This window comes from Corallibacter sp. (assembly GCF_048381695.1).
In the GTDB taxonomy this organism is placed as follows: domain Bacteria; phylum Bacteroidota; class Bacteroidia; order Flavobacteriales; family Flavobacteriaceae; genus Corallibacter; species Corallibacter vietnamensis.
Genome location: NZ_JBLXHI010000002.1, coordinates 40651 through 58399, shown reverse-complemented (window position 1 = coordinate 58399; position 17749 = coordinate 40651). Strand labels below are relative to the sequence as shown.

18 protein-coding genes are annotated in these 17749 nt (G+C 32.3%); 8 read left to right on the top strand and 10 right to left on the bottom strand.

All coding sequences use genetic code 11. The features are described 5' to 3' along the window. The first annotated feature begins 156 nt into the window (after positions 1-156). Positions 157-795 (top strand): hypothetical protein, encoded by a 639-nt coding sequence (locus ACN5J3_RS04065; RefSeq protein ID WP_418510858.1) that lies wholly within the window; start codon positions 157-159, stop codon positions 793-795. 6 nt (positions 796-801) lie between these two features. On the opposite strand, the gene ACN5J3_RS04060 is transcribed toward ACN5J3_RS04065, so the two are convergent. Both ACN5J3_RS04060 and ACN5J3_RS04055 read right to left on the bottom strand, forming a co-directional pair. Next, positions 802-1389: an FMN-binding negative transcriptional regulator gene (locus ACN5J3_RS04060; protein ID WP_418510857.1), complete on the bottom strand. Its 588-nt coding sequence runs from the start codon at positions 1387-1389 to the stop codon at positions 802-804. Then, the gene (locus ACN5J3_RS04055) at positions 1389-1838 is read right to left on the bottom strand and encodes a DUF1569 domain-containing protein (RefSeq protein ID WP_418510856.1); all 450 of its coding nucleotides are present in this window, start codon (positions 1836-1838) and stop codon (positions 1389-1391) included. Before ACN5J3_RS04055 ends, ACN5J3_RS04060 begins: the two co-directional genes overlap by 1 nt. Before the next feature lie 68 nt (positions 1839-1906). On the opposite strand from ACN5J3_RS04055, the gene radC reads away from it, so the two are divergent. From radC to ACN5J3_RS04035, 4 genes are read left to right on the top strand one after another with little or no spacing between them, the layout of a single operon-like run. Further along, positions 1907-2605, top strand: a complete 699-nt coding sequence (gene radC, locus ACN5J3_RS04050; protein WP_418510855.1) for a RadC family protein — start codon at positions 1907-1909, stop codon at positions 2603-2605. Then, a complete protein-coding gene (locus tag ACN5J3_RS04045; RefSeq protein WP_418510854.1) occupies positions 2606-3907 on the top strand; it encodes a polysaccharide deacetylase family protein in 1302 nt (433 codons plus the stop codon). Next, positions 3897-4586 (top strand): YjjG family noncanonical pyrimidine nucleotidase, encoded by a 690-nt coding sequence (locus tag ACN5J3_RS04040; RefSeq protein ID WP_418510853.1) that lies wholly within the window; start codon positions 3897-3899, stop codon positions 4584-4586. Before ACN5J3_RS04045 ends, ACN5J3_RS04040 begins: the two co-directional genes overlap by 11 nt. Before the next feature lie 23 nt (positions 4587-4609). Further along, positions 4610-5455 (top strand): hypothetical protein, encoded by an 846-nt coding sequence (locus ACN5J3_RS04035; RefSeq protein ID WP_418510852.1) that lies wholly within the window; start codon positions 4610-4612, stop codon positions 5453-5455. On the opposite strand, the gene ACN5J3_RS04030 is transcribed toward ACN5J3_RS04035, so the two are convergent. Beyond that, complete coding sequence (locus tag ACN5J3_RS04030) at positions 5452-6729, bottom strand: replication-associated recombination protein A (RefSeq protein ID WP_418510851.1); 1278 nt, start codon at positions 6727-6729, stop codon at positions 5452-5454. The two genes, ACN5J3_RS04035 and ACN5J3_RS04030, sit on opposite strands and share 4 nt — an antisense overlap. 120 nt (positions 6730-6849) lie before the next feature. Here ACN5J3_RS04030 and ACN5J3_RS04025 point away from each other — a divergent pair, with 120 nt between their 5' ends. Continuing rightward, positions 6850-7614, top strand: a complete 765-nt coding sequence (locus tag ACN5J3_RS04025) for a rhomboid family intramembrane serine protease (RefSeq protein WP_418510850.1) — start codon at positions 6850-6852, stop codon at positions 7612-7614. On the opposite strand, the gene rlmB is transcribed toward ACN5J3_RS04025, so the two are convergent. The 7 genes from rlmB to ACN5J3_RS03990 all read right to left on the bottom strand — a co-directional run bounded on the left by rlmB (position 7611) and on the right by ACN5J3_RS03990 (position 16692). After that, positions 7611-8345 carry a 23S rRNA (guanosine(2251)-2'-O)-methyltransferase RlmB gene (gene rlmB / locus ACN5J3_RS04020; protein WP_418510849.1) on the bottom strand — a complete coding sequence of 245 codons (735 nt, stop codon included), beginning with the start codon at positions 8343-8345 and terminating at the stop codon, positions 7611-7613. The two genes, ACN5J3_RS04025 and rlmB, sit on opposite strands and share 4 nt — an antisense overlap. Before the next feature lie 65 nt (positions 8346-8410). Then, complete coding sequence (locus tag ACN5J3_RS04015; protein WP_418508381.1) at positions 8411-9397, bottom strand: hypothetical protein; 987 nt, start codon at positions 9395-9397, stop codon at positions 8411-8413. A 20-nt stretch (positions 9398-9417) separates the two neighbouring features. Continuing rightward, positions 9418-10326, bottom strand: a complete 909-nt coding sequence (locus ACN5J3_RS04010) for a hypothetical protein (RefSeq protein WP_418510848.1) — start codon at positions 10324-10326, stop codon at positions 9418-9420. A gap of 18 nt (positions 10327-10344) precedes the next feature. Further along, on the bottom strand, positions 10345-11820 hold the full coding sequence (locus ACN5J3_RS04005; protein WP_418508379.1) for a SusD/RagB family nutrient-binding outer membrane lipoprotein: 1476 nt from the start codon (positions 11818-11820) through the stop codon (positions 10345-10347). Between the two features lie 12 nt (positions 11821-11832). Continuing rightward, positions 11833-14892, bottom strand: coding sequence for a SusC/RagA family TonB-linked outer membrane protein (locus ACN5J3_RS04000; RefSeq protein ID WP_418508378.1), 3060 nt, complete (start codon positions 14890-14892; stop codon positions 11833-11835). 1029 nt (positions 14893-15921) lie between these two features. After that, positions 15922-16134: a hypothetical protein gene (locus ACN5J3_RS03995; RefSeq protein WP_418510847.1), complete on the bottom strand. Its 213-nt coding sequence runs from the start codon at positions 16132-16134 to the stop codon at positions 15922-15924. A 300-nt stretch (positions 16135-16434) separates the two neighbouring features. Further along, complete coding sequence (locus tag ACN5J3_RS03990) at positions 16435-16692, bottom strand: hypothetical protein (RefSeq protein WP_418510846.1); 258 nt, start codon at positions 16690-16692, stop codon at positions 16435-16437. A 176-nt stretch (positions 16693-16868) separates the two neighbouring features. On the opposite strand from ACN5J3_RS03990, the gene rpsL reads away from it, so the two are divergent. Then, entirely contained in the window at positions 16869-17243 is a 375-nt protein-coding gene (gene rpsL, locus ACN5J3_RS03985; RefSeq protein WP_006795815.1) for a 30S ribosomal protein S12, read from the top strand. A 25-nt stretch (positions 17244-17268) separates the two neighbouring features. Further along, positions 17269-17745, top strand: a complete 477-nt coding sequence (rpsG, locus tag ACN5J3_RS03980) for a 30S ribosomal protein S7 (protein ID WP_417290212.1) — start codon at positions 17269-17271, stop codon at positions 17743-17745. Positions 17746-17749: the final 4 nt, after the last annotated feature.

Genomic DNA, 17749 nt, shown 5'->3' with positions numbered 1-17749 from the left:
CATTCCGCACTGCGATGCGGAATCTACTTCATTTCTTTTGATTTTAAATCAAATAGCATAATAAACCCAAACCATTTTCGTTTTAGTAGTATATCAACCAACACCACCTTTCTTATAGAATAGAACTACGCTATTAATCAATTAATTTTTTCAAAAATGAAACGTAGTATTTTCTTTCTAGCTTTTTTAGCATTAGTTTTTTCTTGCAATTCTGATGATAGTTCTCAATTTCAACCTGAAAGCGTAAACAATTTTTATGCCTTAAAAGTGGGTAATGAATGGGTTTATAAAAACTATAAATACAATTCCAATACTGAATTATATGAAGACACAGGAGTTGTTGATTCTATTAGTATCATAGGAACTGAAGTTATTAATGGAGAAACATATTTTAAGTTTAAAACAAAGACAACAGGAAACGAAGAAGGTATTACATTTTGTAATCCAAATGGAGAATATTTTGAATACTTAAGAGAGTTTGAAGGTAACCTAATTTCAGATGAAGGTAAAGTGAAATTTACAAACAGTGATTATACTGAACGTATTTTGAATAGCGACCCTGATTTAAGTCTTAGAGAGATTCTTGTAGAAGGAGAAACTGAATTGAATGTTGAGGCGGGAATATTTACTTGTATTAATTCAGAACGCTATTTAATTTCAAATGGAGAAGTAACTCCAGCAAGAGATAAATTCTATTATGCTGATGGTTTTGGTCTAATCTACGACACTTCATCTTGGGCATCACAGGAAATCCCAACAATTATAAGGCGATTAGATTCCTATGTGGTTCAATAATGCAACTTAAAAAAGGCTGTCCAAAAATGCTTTAATGTTATTTTGACTTCGTTTAATCAGTTCGTCTTTAGCCAATTCAAAATCTTTTTTATTTCGGTTTTGGGAGAGTTTAAACTTGCCTTCCCAAGCAGTAATTGTAATTTTAAAACCCTTTACATAAGGCAGGTATGCATCCATTTTAGGGTTGTCAGGTTCTAGTACATACGCATTATCAGGTTCAAGAAACTCGGTCATTGCAATCATGCTTTGCTTTATGGCTTCAGGATTATCAATTTCGGCAACCGTTCCTTTAAGATGTACTTTTACATAATTCCATGTTGGAAGTTGTTCGGTACTGTAAATACTTGGCGATATGTAACATTCTGGTCCAGAAAAAATTACCGTTACAGCTTGGTTATTCTTAAGTAGTTCGGCTTGCGGATTAAACATATCCAAATGACCAATAAGGGATTCGTCTTTGTAAATCAATGGTAAATGCGTTACTAAAGGCTCATTCTTTTTTACCGAAATAAGCGTCGCCAAAGGATACTGTTGCATCACAGAAATCATGTGTGCTTTATTGTCATCCTGATGTATTTTTGGAGGATAGGTCATTACACACCAAATTGTTTTAAATGATGGTCAAGATGCTTATACTGCATTTGTCCCCATTGTTCTGAATTAAACTTACCAAACATAGGATGTTCAGGCCACTGGGTTTGTGTTTTTTTAGCGTGAAACTTATCAATTTCAGTGAGTAACTTTGATTTTTCAGGAGCAAATTCAGTATCAGTCGTAACCACAAATTCTTTAGCTGTTGGTAATCCTTGTTTCCAGGGTTTATCATTGTATAATGAGGATTTAAACATTGAAAACAACGCACGTTTAAAGGCATTTGGTCTTTCAAGTTTTAACTCGCCTACAGCAACTTGTAGTGGAAACTGGCAGTGTATTAACATTTGAGAGACATTCATTTTTCCCCATTGTGGTTTGTGAGTTGGTGATAGTTGTTCTAAACGAGATTTTATTTCTGTAACTGCGTCTTCTGAAAACAATGATTTCATAATAAGTTTTTAAAAGGTTGAATGGATAAAAAATTGCTTCTGAAAGTTACAATATTTATCTTTATGCTATGCAGGAGAAACCCACGTCATTTTCTATAAAACATTGGAGTCAAGATGACCAACCTAGAGAAAAGCTTCGCGATAAAGGTAAAGCAACGTTAAGTGATGCCGAATTGGTAGCTATATTGATAGGTTCAGGAAATAAAGAAGAAAGTGCTGTAGAGTTGTCTAAACGTATTTTGGCAAGCGTGGGCAATAACTTAAACGAACTTGGAAAACTATCACTCAAACAATTGATGGATTTTAAAGGTATTGGTGAAGCTAAAGCCATTACTATTGCAGCAGCTATGGAATTGGGACGACGACGTAGAGGAGAAGAAGCACTGGAAAGAAAGAAAATTACCTCAAGTATTTCGGTATTTGAATTGATGCAACCTGTTATTGGCGAGTTGCCACATGAGGAATTTTGGATTGTATATTTAAACAATTCTAATAAAGTAATTCAAAAGCAACAATTAAGTAAAGGAGGCATTACAGGAACTCTAGTAGATGTACGTTTAGTGATGAAAAATGCATTAGAGCTTGGTGCTACAGGACTTATTTTAGCGCACAATCATCCATCAGGAACATTAAAACCTAGTGAAGCCGATAAGCAACTTACCCAAAAAATGAAGCATGCAGGAGAAAGTTTAGATATAAAAGTACTAGATCACTTAATTGTTACAGAGAAAGCGTATTTTAGTTTCGCCGATGAAAATATCTTATAAGTGCTATTAGTTTACACCCATAAAATCACGCCAAGAGTAAAATATGCCTTTAAGCATATACTTACACGAATTTTAGGAATACCTGTTACATTTACTACAACTATAGAAGATTTTATAGCTCATGACAGCCTAAAAATGTCTTATACAAAGCAACCTTTAAGTCATGAAGTTTTTGTAAGAAGTCACGATATTTTATTTGAGCATGGATTATCAGATATAGATATTCATGTTCAAGATTGGGAAAACACAAAATGTTTCTTTTCTAATGGAGAAAAAAGCGCAATACCTTTTGATATTTTTTCAGCAGCATTTTATCTGTTGAGTCGCTATGAAGAATATCTACCACACGTAAAAGACGAATATGGACGCTTTACGGCTGTAGAAAGTTTAGCGTACAAGCATGATTTTTTACATCAGCCAGTGATAGATATTTGGGCTTACAAGTTTAAAAAGGTTCTTGAAACTCAATTTCCAGATTATGAGTTTCCAAAAAAATCTTATGCTATAAAGCCTATAATAGATGTGCCTTCACCTTACAATTTTAAGCTAAAAGGTCTAATGCGTAATTTTGGAGGAACCATAAAAGACCTTTTCGGATTTAAGTTTAAACGCCTTTACTATAGGTATATGGTGCTTTTTGGAATTAAGAAAGACTCTTATGATACCTTTAAGTACATCATAAACAAGCAAAAGCAAAGCGACTTTAAATTCTTATTCTTTTTCTTGATAGGCGATTACTCTACATATGATAAAGGCATTAGTGCAAATAAAAAACAGTTTATTTCTTTAATAAAACAAGTAGCAGACTATTGTAAAGTAGGAATAAAAGCATCATATTTTGCACTAGAAGACATTGATGTTTTAAAAAAAGAAAAACAACGTATGGAAGCTATTTTAAATACCTCATTGACAGCTTCTAGACAATCTTTTTCTAAACTAAATCTGCCTCAATCTTACAGAAACTTAATTGAGTTAGAAATACTTGAAGATTATACTATGGGTTATGTAAATCATACAGGATTTAGAGCAGGTACATGCACGCCTTTTTTCTTTTATGATTTAGATTATGAAATACAAACACCACTTAAAATTACATCATATCATCTGTTAGATTTTTCGTTGCTGAAACACCAATCATTATTAGATAAAAAGAAAGCTCTGAATGAGATAATATCAGAAATAAAAGCTGTAAACGGAGAGTTTGTTCCAGTGTTTCATAATTATACATTTAGTGATGTAGATAGATGGATTGGCTACAAAGAATTATTTAATAATATATTAAATTCAGTAAATGAAGATTAACGGAATAGAGCATGTGTTTTTTGATTTAGATCACACACTTTGGGATTTTGATAAAAACTCTGCATTAACATTTGATTATATTTTTAAAGACAATAATATCTCATTAAGTCTTGATGAGTTCTTAATGCATTACGAACCAATAAATCATGCTTATTGGAAATTATTTAGAGAAGATAAAATAGATAAGGAGAGCTTACGCTACAAGCGTTTGTATGATAGTTTTAAGGCAGCAAATTACCAAGTATCAACAAGTATGATTTATAAACTATCAGAAGCCTATATTAACGAACTGTCTAATTACAACCATCTATTTGTAAATGTATTTGAAGTTTTAGATTATTTAAAACCAAAGTATAAGCTACATATTATTACCAACGGATTTAAAGATGTACAGCATAGTAAATTAAATAAATCTAATATTAATCATTATTTTGAAACCGTAACAAATTCTGAAATGGTAGGTGCAAAAAAGCCTAACCCAAGAATATTTAATCATGCTTTACAAATGGCAAGAGCTAACCCAGAAACAAGTATTATGATTGGTGACAATTATGAAGCTGATATTTTGGGAGCACTTAATATGGGAATGCGAGCTATTTGCTTTAATTATCATGACACAAGCTTAGGTAACGACATACATCAAGTTAAAAATTTGATAGATTTAAAAAACTATCTATAAATCGCCGTATCTTTATAAAAAATATGACAAGTATTATGGTAAAAAAAATGTTTCTTCTTTGTTCTTTATTTGTATGTACAACAATTGTTTTAGCTCAAGATAATTTAAACGCTTACAAGTATGTAATTGTACCATCAGCGTATGATTTTCAACATGAAGAAGATGAATATCAGTTAAACTCACTTTCAAAATTTTTATTTGAAAAATATGGTTTTAACGCTGTTATTGATGATGAAGCCTACCCAGAAGAGATAGCAAAGAATGCCTGTTTAGCTTTGCGAGCTGATGTTTTAAAGGATCCAGGAATGTTTAAAACCAAGCTTAAAATTCAATTAAAGAATTGTAAGAATGAGGTTGTTTATGTTTCTAAAGTAGGAGAGTCAAGAGAGAAACAATTTAAAGTAGCATATAATGAAGCTTTAAGAGATGCGTTTTCATCTTTGTCAATGTTAAACCATAAGTTTGATTCATCTCAAGCTATAGTTAATACGTCTCCACAAGTAACTCAAACAGATACGTCATCCAAAGAAGAAATCAAGCGTTTACAGGAAGAAATAAAAACTCTAAAAAGAGAAAAACAAGTTGAGGTTGTTAATAAGGTGCCAAAAACAGAAATTTCTAAACCTGAAGAAGTAAAAAGTAAATCTGTAAATTTTACAGCTAAGTTAAAGAGTGGTGGTGTTTTTAATTATGATTTAATAGATGAGAATAATCAAATAGCTTATACCATTTTATTTTCAGGAAAAGAAGATGTCTATATGGTAAAAGATACCAATGCAATTATTTATAAAATGAATGGAAACTGGGTGCTTGCAACAAGCAAGCCTGATAACTCTTTAGAAGTTAAAGCTATAAAAATTACTTTTTAGTAGTTATACTTACCTTTCCAGCGTTGTTTTAAAAACTCTCTATGGCCATTTTCACGTGCATTATTTCCCGGGTCATAAAGCTTGGTGTTTTTTATATCGTCAGGTAGAAATTCTTGTTCAGCAAAATTATTGGCATAGTTATGAGCATATTTATAATTATCTCCATAGCCAAGTTCTTTCATAAGTTTTGTTGGCGCATTTCTAATTTCCAGTGGAACCGATAAGTCTCCAGTTTGCTTTACTAATTGTTGAGCACTATTAATGGCTTGATATGCAGCATTACTTTTTGGAGAACACGCAAGATAAGTAGCACATTGACTTAAAATAATACGAGATTCAGGGTAACCAATAGTTGAAACGGCTTGAAACGTGTTATTAGCAATAACTAAAGCTGTTGGGTTAGCATTACCTACATCTTCACTTGCTAATATTAATAAACGTCTAGCTATAAACTTAACATCTTCGCCTCCTTCTATCATTCTTGCTAGCCAATAAACAGCTCCATTAGGGTCGCTACCTCGAATAGATTTTATAAAAGCAGAAATGATATCATAATGTTGCTCTCCAGTTTTGTCATAACGCACCGTGTTGTTTTGTACTTTGTTTAAAACCGAATCGTTAGTTATGATAATATCATCACTAGCTTCAGAGTTTACAATCAACTCAAAAATGTTGAGCAATTTTCTTGCATCACCTCCAGAAAGACGCAATAAAGCGTCGGTTTCTTCAAGTTTTATATTTTTTTTAGAGATGTGTTCATCTTTTTCAATAGCACGCTTTAAAAGTGCTTCTAAATCGGTTTTACTAAAAGATTTTAAAATATAAACCTGACAGCGAGATAGAAGCGCTGGGATAACTTCAAAACTAGGGTTTTCAGTTGTCGCGCCAATAAGTGTAACCCAACCTTTTTCTACAGCTTGAAGAAGCGAATCTTGTTGCGATTTGCTAAACCTATGTATTTCATCAATAAATAGAATAGGGTTTTTACTTGTAAATAAACCTCCAGATTTTTTAGCTTTTTCAATAACATCTCTTACATCTTTAACACCAGAGCTTATAGCGCTTAACGTATAAAATGGTCTATCAGACTCTGTGGCAATAATATTAGCGAGTGTCGTTTTTCCAATACCAGGAGGACCCCAAAAAATCATAGATGGTATAAGTCCTTGTTGTATTTGTTGGGTCAAAGAACCATTTTTACCAACAAGATGTACCTGACTGATGTAGTCATCAAGAGTTTTTGGTCGTAAACGTTCTGCTAAAGGCTCATTCATAATGTAAAATTAATAGAATTATTTTGAGTTTATGTTCATGTGATTTGATTTTTTGCTGACAATTTATCATTTATATAAACATTGGATTGCTATTTGCTACATCTGTTAGTAAATTTACTTATGAAATCTTCAGAACAATTTCAATTTACAAATGGCGTCATCGTTTACCCTGTTTTTATGGTGTTAAGCTTATGGCTAGTTTTTTGGGTTGAAATTCGTTTTGGTTATGACTTTACAAAATGGGGTATTTACCCACAAACACTTAAAGGGTTAAGAGGTGTTGTATTTAGTCCGTTTATTCATTCAGGTATTTCCCATTTATATCACAATACCATACCGCTTTTTGTGCTATCAGCAGCAGTTTTTTATTTTTATAAACCCATTGCTTTAAAAGTATTTGTTTTTGGTGTTTTACTTTCTGGTTTATTGACTTGGTTGATAGGAAGATCATCTTATCATATTGGTGCCAGTGGACTTATATATGTACTTGTTAGTTTTACTTTTTTTAAAGGTGTTTTTGCAAAGCATTATAGGCTTATAGCATTGTCATTATTGGTTGTTTTTTTATATGGAAGTATGGTTTGGTATACCTTACCAATAGAGAAAGGTATTTCATGGGAAGGACATTTATCAGGTCTTATTGTTGGTTTGTTTTTTGCTCTCATTTTTAAAAAGCAAATAGCTAAACCCAAAAAATATGTTTGGGAAGATCCTGCTTATAATGAAGATAATGATCCTTTTTTAAGACATTTTGATGAAAACGGAAATTTTATAGAGCAATTACCTGATGACGAGCTTTATGATGTAAATGAAAGTGTAGAAGAGAGGTTTAATAAAAACCAACCAACAGTTAATTACATTTATAAAAAGCAGTCAGATGATTAACGACGTTGTCTTATAGCTTCATATAAAAACGCTCCACAAGCCACAGAAACATTAAGTGATTCAATCTCTCCTAATAAAGGTAGTTTAGCTTTGTCATCAACAAGTTTTAATACAGAAGGGTTGATGCCGCGACCTTCAGATCCCATGATGATTGCAGAAGGTTCTTTTAACGAGATATCGTATAGCGTATTGTCAGTTTTTTCTGTTGCTGCAATAACTTTTATGCCACTTGCTTGTAAATGAAATAAAGCATCTTTAATATGATCTACCTTACAAATAGGGATTTTAAAGACAGCACCAGCACTTGTCTTTATTGTATCACCATTTACTGGAGCACCACCTTTTTTCTGAATAATAATACCATTCACGCCTGTACATTCAGCAGTTCTAATTATAGCTCCAAAATTTCTTACATCATTTACTTGGTCTAACAACAAGAAAAGCGGAGTTTTAGTAGCTTCTGAAGCCTGCATAACTAATGTCTCAATATCTACAAAATCAATTGGAGAAATTTGAGCAATGGCACCTTGGTGGTTTTTATTGTTTAGTCTATTTAGTTTTTCTACAGGGACATAAGAATAGTTGATATTTTCTCTTTTTATAAGAGTTTCAAGTTCTTGAAAAAGATCACCGCGTAGTCCCTTTTGAAGAAATACCTTATCGATTGTTTTACCAGATTGAATAGCTTCAATTATAGCACGTATACCAAATATTTGTGTGTCTTTTTCCATGCAGTAAAGGTAAAAAAAAAGAGGCTGATTTTTCAGCCTCTTTTTAGTATTTATTGATAATATTTCTATTGCTCTTGAGCAACTATATTTCCATCAATATCCTTTACAGTGTACTTACCACCAACTACTTCTATAGTAGCTACAGTTACTGAACCAATAGGAGAGTATGTATATAATACATCACTATAATCTATAACAGTTTTGAATACACCAGTTTTTCCTATAGTAATCTGGAAAGGTATAGCAAAGCTACCTACTAGAGATTCATCTGGATCAAAACCAAAGTTGATTTCATATAAGTCAACATCGATTCCCCATACTCCATCAGGAAGTGTATAAGTTTCTAAAGCAACTTCAGGACAATCAGCCGTACCTGCTAAATAACCTACACCAGAAAGAATAACATCTAAATCAACAATTCCACATAAATCACCATGGTCATTGATAATTTCATCATCATCAGGATATGAAATAGGTGCACCAGTAGTTGGATCTGTATCTTCATGATTTAGCTTAAGGTATTGATAATTTTGATCTTTAGACCAAGCCAATTCAACACCTAAAGTTGTATTTGTATAGTTCTCAACATCTACAGAAAAAGTATCGTTTCCAACTAATGAACCATTACCATTTCTAGTACTTCTTAACTTGAAAACATATTTGTCTGTACCTTCTACTTCTAAATCGATTACTGGGTTAACAGAAAATGTATATGAAGTTGCATATGCAGGTATTTGGATTAAATATCCATCAACACCTAAACCATCTTCAATTGTTGTAGGAGCATCTGGTTCACTAGGGTCTCCAATATTGAAGTCAGACATGTCACCACCAGAAACTATTTCTAATTTAAAATCTAAAGTTTCTTTATATGGAGTATTTGTGTTTAAAGTTACAGTAAAGCTATCTCCTTCTGTTACTGTTGAAGCAGAAACATTATCTATAGTAACTTGTGGTTTTACAGAATATATATACTCTGTATCATCATCGTTACAAGACGAAACTCCTAATACAACAAGAGATGATAAAATTATATTTTTTATATATTTCATTTTATTAAGTTTAATAATTATTAATTAAGAGTCATAACTAAAGTCCATCCTGAATAAAGAGGACCATCAGATCCACCAATTCCAAATTGTTCGAAAACAATTTGACCACTAGCGTTTACATAACCTGGCACACCTTGAATAATCTCATTAGAGTAAGCCCATTCAGTAAATACTAATTGACCAGCACATGCATAGAAATAACCTGTATAACCAGCTCCTGGCCATCCAAACATACTATCAATAGAGTAATTACCATCACCAAGGTGAGTTATAGTATGAGTATATGAGTTACCACCATTGTATTGTACAGAATAAGATCCTTGTAAATCAGTTCTACATAATTGTAATTTTACAATAGTAGATTTTAATTGCTCACCAATTACTGTATTACCAGCAGTAACGATAGTTCTTAAGTGTAATACATAAAATGTGATTTTAGATGGGTTTAAAGCATCATTATATACATTTGTATCAATTAAATCAAAAGTTAAATTAGCAGGAACTACAGCTTCTCTTACTGTATCAACAAAATCAAAGTGAGTACCTTCAAAAGCTTCATCTACAAAATCTCTAATTTCAGCGTTACCATCTTCTAAAGCAATTCTTTGATCTTTAGTTAAATTAAAAGTAGAAGCATATTCTGAAGGTGTTAGATTTAAATCTTCTATTGTTCCTAATTCATAAGTTATTTTAACTTCAGCATTATTAGGTAAACCATTGTTACCACCTAAATAATGTACTGGAACTCCCATTTCAAATGTAGCACCAGGTTCTTCAACAAAGTTTCCTAATGTTACTTCGTCTTTGAACCCATATATACGGGCTAAACTTTCATTTTGAGTTGTGTTTTCAACTTCATCATCAACTAAACATGAAAAGCAAAATACTGATGCCATGATAGCGATGAAACAAATTTTTATATTTTTCATAATTTCTATTTTTTTTAATTATTGAGCCCAGAAAGGACCAGTTGCAAATACATCAGCAGATGTTTGTTGTGGAACATTTCCCGAGTTAGATACTAATTCAGATGATGGATACATCAATCTTTTTGGTCTTGTCGGTGATTGAGCTGTTAATGCTAATGGTATGTCATCAGGATATCCTGTACGAGTAAACTCGATGTAAGATTCAATAGCATTGATACCATTTGTAGCAATCCATTTTTGTCTCATGATAGCTTCTAATTTATCTTCATCAGAACCAGTCCATCCTAAACCAGGAGCGGTTGGGTTATAGCTAGCACGATTTGCACCTAACAAATTAAAAGAAGCATCTATTGCAGCGTCAAAACTTGCTTGAGGATCACCAGGAATATACGTTTTTAATTGAGCTTCAGCTTGAAGTAATAAACTTTCAGCACCAGTCATAACATATCCATCTTGACCAGAATCAATTACTAAACCTGGACCAATTGGAGATAAACCAGCAGGAGAGTTATCACTATCAGCACCTTGTTCATGTCCAACAATACCACCACTACCATCGTCAGCTTCATCGTATAAGTAGTTTACACGATCATCTGCACTGTTAATTAAAAAGTTAACAGCATATTGAGAAGCTCTGTAGAAATTGTAGTTTACACTAGTCGTTTCATTGTTAGAGAAAAATAAAGCGTAGAAAGGATTTTGTTGTGCTACACTTTCGTTAGAATAACCAGGATTTATAGTTACATCAGAATTGATAAAAACAGCTGTTTGTAAGCTAGCAAATTGTTGGTTTAAGTAAGTTTGAGATTCAGTATCTCCGTTTTCTGCTTTTGTAGATTCACGCATTAGTATACGTAATTTAACAGTGTTAGCAAAGCTAACCCAGCTAGACATAGAACCGTTAAAGATGATATCTTCAGAACCTACTTCAATAGTTGAAGCATCAGCATTTCCAATCATAGCAATAGCTTCATCTAACTGTACTATTAAAGCTCTATAAACATCCTTGTCATCATCATAAGCAGGAGTAAGGTTATCAATACCTTTGTGTGCTTGAGAGTAAGGAATATCTCCATATAAATCTACTAAATACTGGAAGTAGAAAGTCTTCATTATTTTAGATATTGCTTTATGGTTATTATAAGCATCACCAGGATAGTTTATAATAGCTTCAAAATTAGCAGTGTTTCTGAATAATGAGTTAAATATTCCAGAATAAAAGTTGTTATCTATAGCAAGAGAAAACTCTTCAGAAAATCCACCTGTAAATGAATTAACGTTAGCTCCCCAGTTGTTCATCATGGCATTACCCAAAATGTTCATTGTTCTTGCTTGCGTTCTGTATGTGTCAGACATAGCACCTGATAAAATTAAATCTGGAGTTACGTCATCTGCTGAAGGTGCATTTGGATTATCATTAATATCCAAATAATCGCTACATGAGAAAGTAATCGTAAGGACTACTAATAATATTAATTTAAATTTCGTATTCATAATTTTTTTTAATTAAAAAGTTAAGTTTAGAGTCATACCATATGTTCTTGTAATAGGGTATTGTCCAGTAACACTAAGACCTTGATCATTTCCAGAACTTCTTCCGATTTCTGGATCTGCATAACCTCTATTTTCTTTAGGTAATACGATGAAAGGGTTTCTCGCATTAACACCTAATCTTAAACTAGTTAAACCAACATTTTTCAACATTTCTTTATTGAAAGCATAGCTTAATGAAAGCTCTCTAACTTTAAATGCAGTAGCATCTAAAACAAAGTTTTCAGTTACATCTCTATACTCATTTGAGAAATAATCTAAATAGTTAGCGTATGTAGTACCACCAGTGATTACACTTGTGTTAGCTTCGTATACTCCAGGAGAAGTTTCAATTGCTGAATTAGGGAAAATAAATCCTCTACGACCACCTTGAGCAGATTCTACTAAGTGTCCTGACCAAGATAACCAGTCTTTAGTTCCAGCCCAGAATTGGTGACCTGTTCTGTAATCCATAACAGCAGCTAATCTTAAACCTTTGTACTCAACAGAAGTACTTAAACCTAAAATATAGTCAGGAGTTGATTTTCCTAATACTTTAAATTCAGAAGTTTTAATAGGGTTACCTGTATCTGGGTCTATTAATACTCTTCCTTGAGGATCTCTCTCATAAGCAGTACCTTTAATAAGTGGGAACTCTTCTCCTTCAGTAGCGAAAATACCTACGTCAGCAAATGATGCTAAAGCAACCTCATTTGAGTTGTCAGAAACTTTATCAATAATAGTTTCGTTAGTAGAGTAGTTTAAGTTAAGATCCCATCTGAAGTTATCTGTTCTGAATGGAGTTAAACCTAAATCAATTTCATAACCACTAGTTGTAGAAGATGCAACGTTAATTGTAGAGTTTGTTAACCCTGTTGCAGCTGATGTACTAATAGCTGTTACTAAATCTGTGTTTTTAGACTCATAGATAGAGAAATCTAAAGTTACACGATCTCCTTTAAAGAATCCTAAATTAACGTTTAATTCGTAAGACTCGATAAACTCATTTACTAAATCTGGATCAGCAATTGATTGATCTAAAACAAAAGAGTTTAAAGTACTAAATGGATAACCTGTTGCTTGGTTTAAAGTTGAGTTAATTTGGTATACACCAACTCTGTCATTACCAACTTTAGCCCAGTTAGCAGATATTTTTGCATAAGATAAAACATCTCCACTGATGTCAAATGCTTTAGTAGGAACAAAAGAAAGACCTACTTTAGGATAGAAGAAAGAATTGTTTTCTTTCTTTAATCTTGATGTCCAGTCATTACGACCTGTAACGTCTAAGAATAAATAATCTTTATATCCTAAATTGATGCTTCCAAATAAAGAAACTCTTCTGTCTCTAAAAAAGCTGTTAGATGTATTAGGAATACCTGTTACGTTACTAATGTTGTAGTATCCAGGGATTGTTAAGTTACTTCCAGAAACAGCTGTAGCTGTAGACATGTTATCTTGAATGTTGTTACCAATGATAGCTTTTAAGTTAATATCATCAGTTAACATGTAATCAAAATTGATTAATAAATCGTTATAGATATCTCTAGACTCACTGTTTGTTTGACCAAAAGTAGAAACAGTTGAGTGATCTCCACCACCTACACCGTTGTTATCAACGTATCCATTAGTATAGCTCATAGCGTAAGATCTAAATGTTCTAACACTAGCATTGTTTACGATGTTGATGTTGTCGTTAATATCATACTTAACATTTAAAATACCGTTAAAACGGTCAGATCTGTTAAAGTTTCTGATATTATCTCTCATCCAATATGGGTTTCTGTAGTAAGAAGTCCAGTGTCCTTCGTTTCCAGAGTTTTCAAACATTTCAACAGGAACGTTTGAAGCAGTTTGTAATAATTCAGTAAATAAGTTTGAAGTTGTAGTTTCAGTACTTGCAGTGTTGTAAGTAACGTTACCACCAACAAACCATTTTCCTACTCGCTTACTAGCTTTTAATAAAACAGTTGTTCTATCTAATTCATCTCCCTCAACAACGAAATCAGTGTTTTGTTTGTTAACAGATAATAAAACGTTACCATCTCTATCTCCAGCAGAAATAGAAACACCGTTTTGAAGGATAGTACCAGTTTTAAAGAATTCTTTAATATTATCACTATCTCCAGTGTAAGGAGCCATGATATAAGATCCATTAGCTTGAGGTAAACCTACAGGTTGTAAAGTACCATCAAACTCAGGTCCCCAACCACCATTTTCATATGATGTATGAACACCGTTCCATCCTTGACCATATTTAGTTTGTCTTTCTGGAACAAAAGAAACTTCTTCAAAAGAAACAGATGAATTTACAGCAACTTCTAGCTTACCACCAGTATTTCCTGATTTTGTTGTAACAATGATAACACCGTTTGCACCTTGAGATCCATAAAGAGCACTACCACCAGCACCTTTAATTACGTTTGTAGACGCAATAATCTCTGGAGCTAAACTAGCTAACGTATTAGCGCTAGATATAATACCATCAATTACAATTAAAGCTTCGTTGTTACCAGTTAAAGATCTGTTACCTCTCAATACAATTCTTGTTGTTTGATTAACACCGTTATTAGTGGTATTAATTTGAAGTCCAGAAACTTTACCTGTTAAACTTTGTACAACGTTAGGGTTTGACGCTTGAGTTAACTCTTCAGACTTTACTACTTTAGAAGCCGATGTTAACTCGTCAGCCTTACGTTCTACACCTAAAGCTGTAATTACAACTTCATCAATAGCTTGAACATCTGGCTCTAAACCAAAACTAATAGTGTTTGATGCACCTACTGTCATTTCTTTACTTGTGTAACCAACAAAAGAATAAGATAGTACATCGCCTACACTAGCAGAAATGGAATAGTTTCCATCAAAGTCTGTTTGTGTACCGTTAGTCGTACCTTTAACAATAATATTAACCCCAGGAAGTGGTAATCCGTTTTCATCGGATATAGTTCCTGAAATTGTTTTTTCTTGTGCAAACGTGAATTGCACAACAAACGCTAGGAATAGCGTTAAAATTCCACTAAACTTTGTTTTCATTTTATATTTTATTTGAATTAGTCTACGCCAAAAATCATAATAAAAAGTTAATTAAACAATAATAATTGGTTAAAATTTTAATTTTTTTCAAAAAAAAGCTTTTGAAGCATTATTATATCTAAAAACTGCTGATAAACTTAAGTGAATTTGTGAGTTGGAAAGTTTAAATTTTTGGTTCTCACTTTTACCATTTGCATAGTTGAATTTTAATAAACCAGCTTTGGTTAATATTCCAAATCTAGTCCAAAACCGTAGAGTTTTCTTTTTGATTTATTAATTTGTTTTCAAAATATGAAAAATCTACAATGCTGTGTATGTATATGTTGTTGCTTAAGGTGTATCTGTACTCGGTGTTTATTAAGCCAAAAGTGAAGCCGTGAGGCTGTTTTCTTCAAAACCTCTAATTGAGTTGATGCCACCAAAGCGAATAAGCTCGTTTTCTAAAAAGGTATTAGAAAATAAGTTAAAGCTATTTAATCTTATGTAAGCACTGTTTTTGAATTTAATTCAAAAATGTTAAATGTGTTGAAACTTACTTGTGTTTGATTTTCAGAAATTGTTTCAAATTCACGTTTTCCAGTACCAACTTCAATATCAAATAATGATTTTACAGGAAATAAGCGATTATTATTTTTTATTTTAACGTATTCATATCTTAAGCTATAAAGAGTTTTTGAATAATCTTTAATAGAAGCTATGCTGTTTTGCTCGCTTAGTAAGTTTTCAGATTGTGTTGTGTTAACGCCAAGAGAAAGTTTGTTTTTTGTGTTTAATTGGTAGTTGATATAAATGTTTTGATTTACTGTTGAAAATGTTGAATCTTTTTGAAGATATTTAATTCTGCTTCGGTGCCAATTGGAGACCCAAATAGGTAAGGTATATTTATGTTCGCGTTAAAAGTTTTTTGGTCGTTCTCATCGCTCTTGTAAATGATGTTTAAACGCTCACCATAATTTAGATTGTTGAGCAAGCTTAAATTTAGATATCCGTTAAATTCTAATTTGCTAGTTTCTTCGTTTGTGCCAAAACCTAAAAACCATCGAAAGAGTTGCTTTTAATTTTATCAATATATAGATACAAGGTTGTTGAGTCTTCTGTAAAAAGAACTTCAGGATCTTTTAACTGGTTAGCAAATTTTAGATTCTCAAACTGAAGTGTTTTTCTTTTTATTGCAGATAAATTAAAAACGTCATCTGTTTTAATTTTAAAAAATACTTCAAATATGATTTGGAAATCTTTCATAACCTTTTACTATAATTTCATCAATGGTTCTTGTTTTTTGTTTTTGAGATACAAATAATGAGGCTTCAATATTGTCCTCATTAATGATTATGTTTGATAATTTAATTCTGTTAAAAGGTTGTCCGTTTTCAGAGAGTTTTAAGTTAATATGAGATAACGTTTCTTCTGTAGCTTCTATGGGAATTACAAAATAACCATCATTAATATTTTTTGTAATAGACTTTAAGATGGATTTAGGTATGATGTTTTCATTATACTTAATATGTAGATTATTGTATTTTTTTTAAATAAAGCGTAGCGTTAAAACAAGTCATTTTCTTTATTTATGTTTTGAACAAAAGAATTAAGGTAGCCTATTTTTAAAAACTTATTTTTTAATGAATCTACTTCTGCTTTTATAGATGAAAAATCTTTATGGTATTTGTTGTAAGAAACTGAATCAATAATTTTTGTTTCTATTTCATTATTGCCTATAACTTGTAGCTGTAAATCTTGAGCTTTAGTAGAAAAGGAAAAGTATAAATTGATAATGAAGAATAGAAGCAGTGATTTATTCACAATGTCGTAACTGTTTAATTTGTAAAACTAACGCAAAAAGTACATTTATTATATGTGAGGATATAATATTTTTAAAAACAGTTGAAAATTAATGTGTTTACATTTGAAAAATTCAAATTTATTTCTACCTTTGCAGCCCTCTAGAAGAGGTATTAGTAAAATAATATAGAAAATTTATGCCAACAATTTCACAATTAGTACGAAAAGGAAGAGCCAAAATAACCAAGAAGAGTAAATCGGCTGCTTTAGATTCGTGTCCACAAAGACGTGGAGTGTGTACTCGTGTTTACACTACAACACCTAAAAAACCAAACTCGGCAATGCGTAAAGTTGCAAGGGTAAGGTTGACAAACGGTAAGGAAGTGAACGCGTACATCCCAGGAGAAGGTCACAATTTACAAGAGCACTCGATAGTATTGGTTAGAGGTGGAAGGGTAAAAGATTTACCAGGAGTTAGATATCACATCGTTCGTGGTGCTTTAGACACAGCAGGTGTTGCAGGTAGAACACAACGTAGATCTAAGTATGGTGCAAAACGCCCTAAAAAGTAATTTTAAAAAACTTTAAGAAGAAGACATGAGAAAAAGACAAGCGAAAAAAAGACCGCTTTTGCCAGATCCACGTTTTAACGATCAGTTAGTGACTCGTTTTGTAAACATGATGATGTGGGATGGTAAAAAGTCTGTGGCTTTCAAAGTGTTTTATGATGCAATTGATATTGTAGAACAAAAGAAAACTGACGAAGAAAAAACAGCTTTAGAGTTGTGGAAAGATGCTTTATCTAATGTGATGCCTCACGTAGAAGTACGTAGTCGTCGTGTAGGTGGTGCAACATTCCAGATTCCAATGCAAATTCGTCCAGACAGAAAAGTTTCAACAGCTATGAAATGGTTGATTAGCTTTTCAAGAAAAAGAAATGAAAAATCTATGGCTCAAAGACTAGCTTCAGAAATTTTAGCAGCAGCTAAAGAAGAAGGAGCAGCAGTTAAAAAGCGTGTAGATACACATAAAATGGCAGAGGCAAATAAAGCATTCTCTCACTTTAGATTTTAATAAG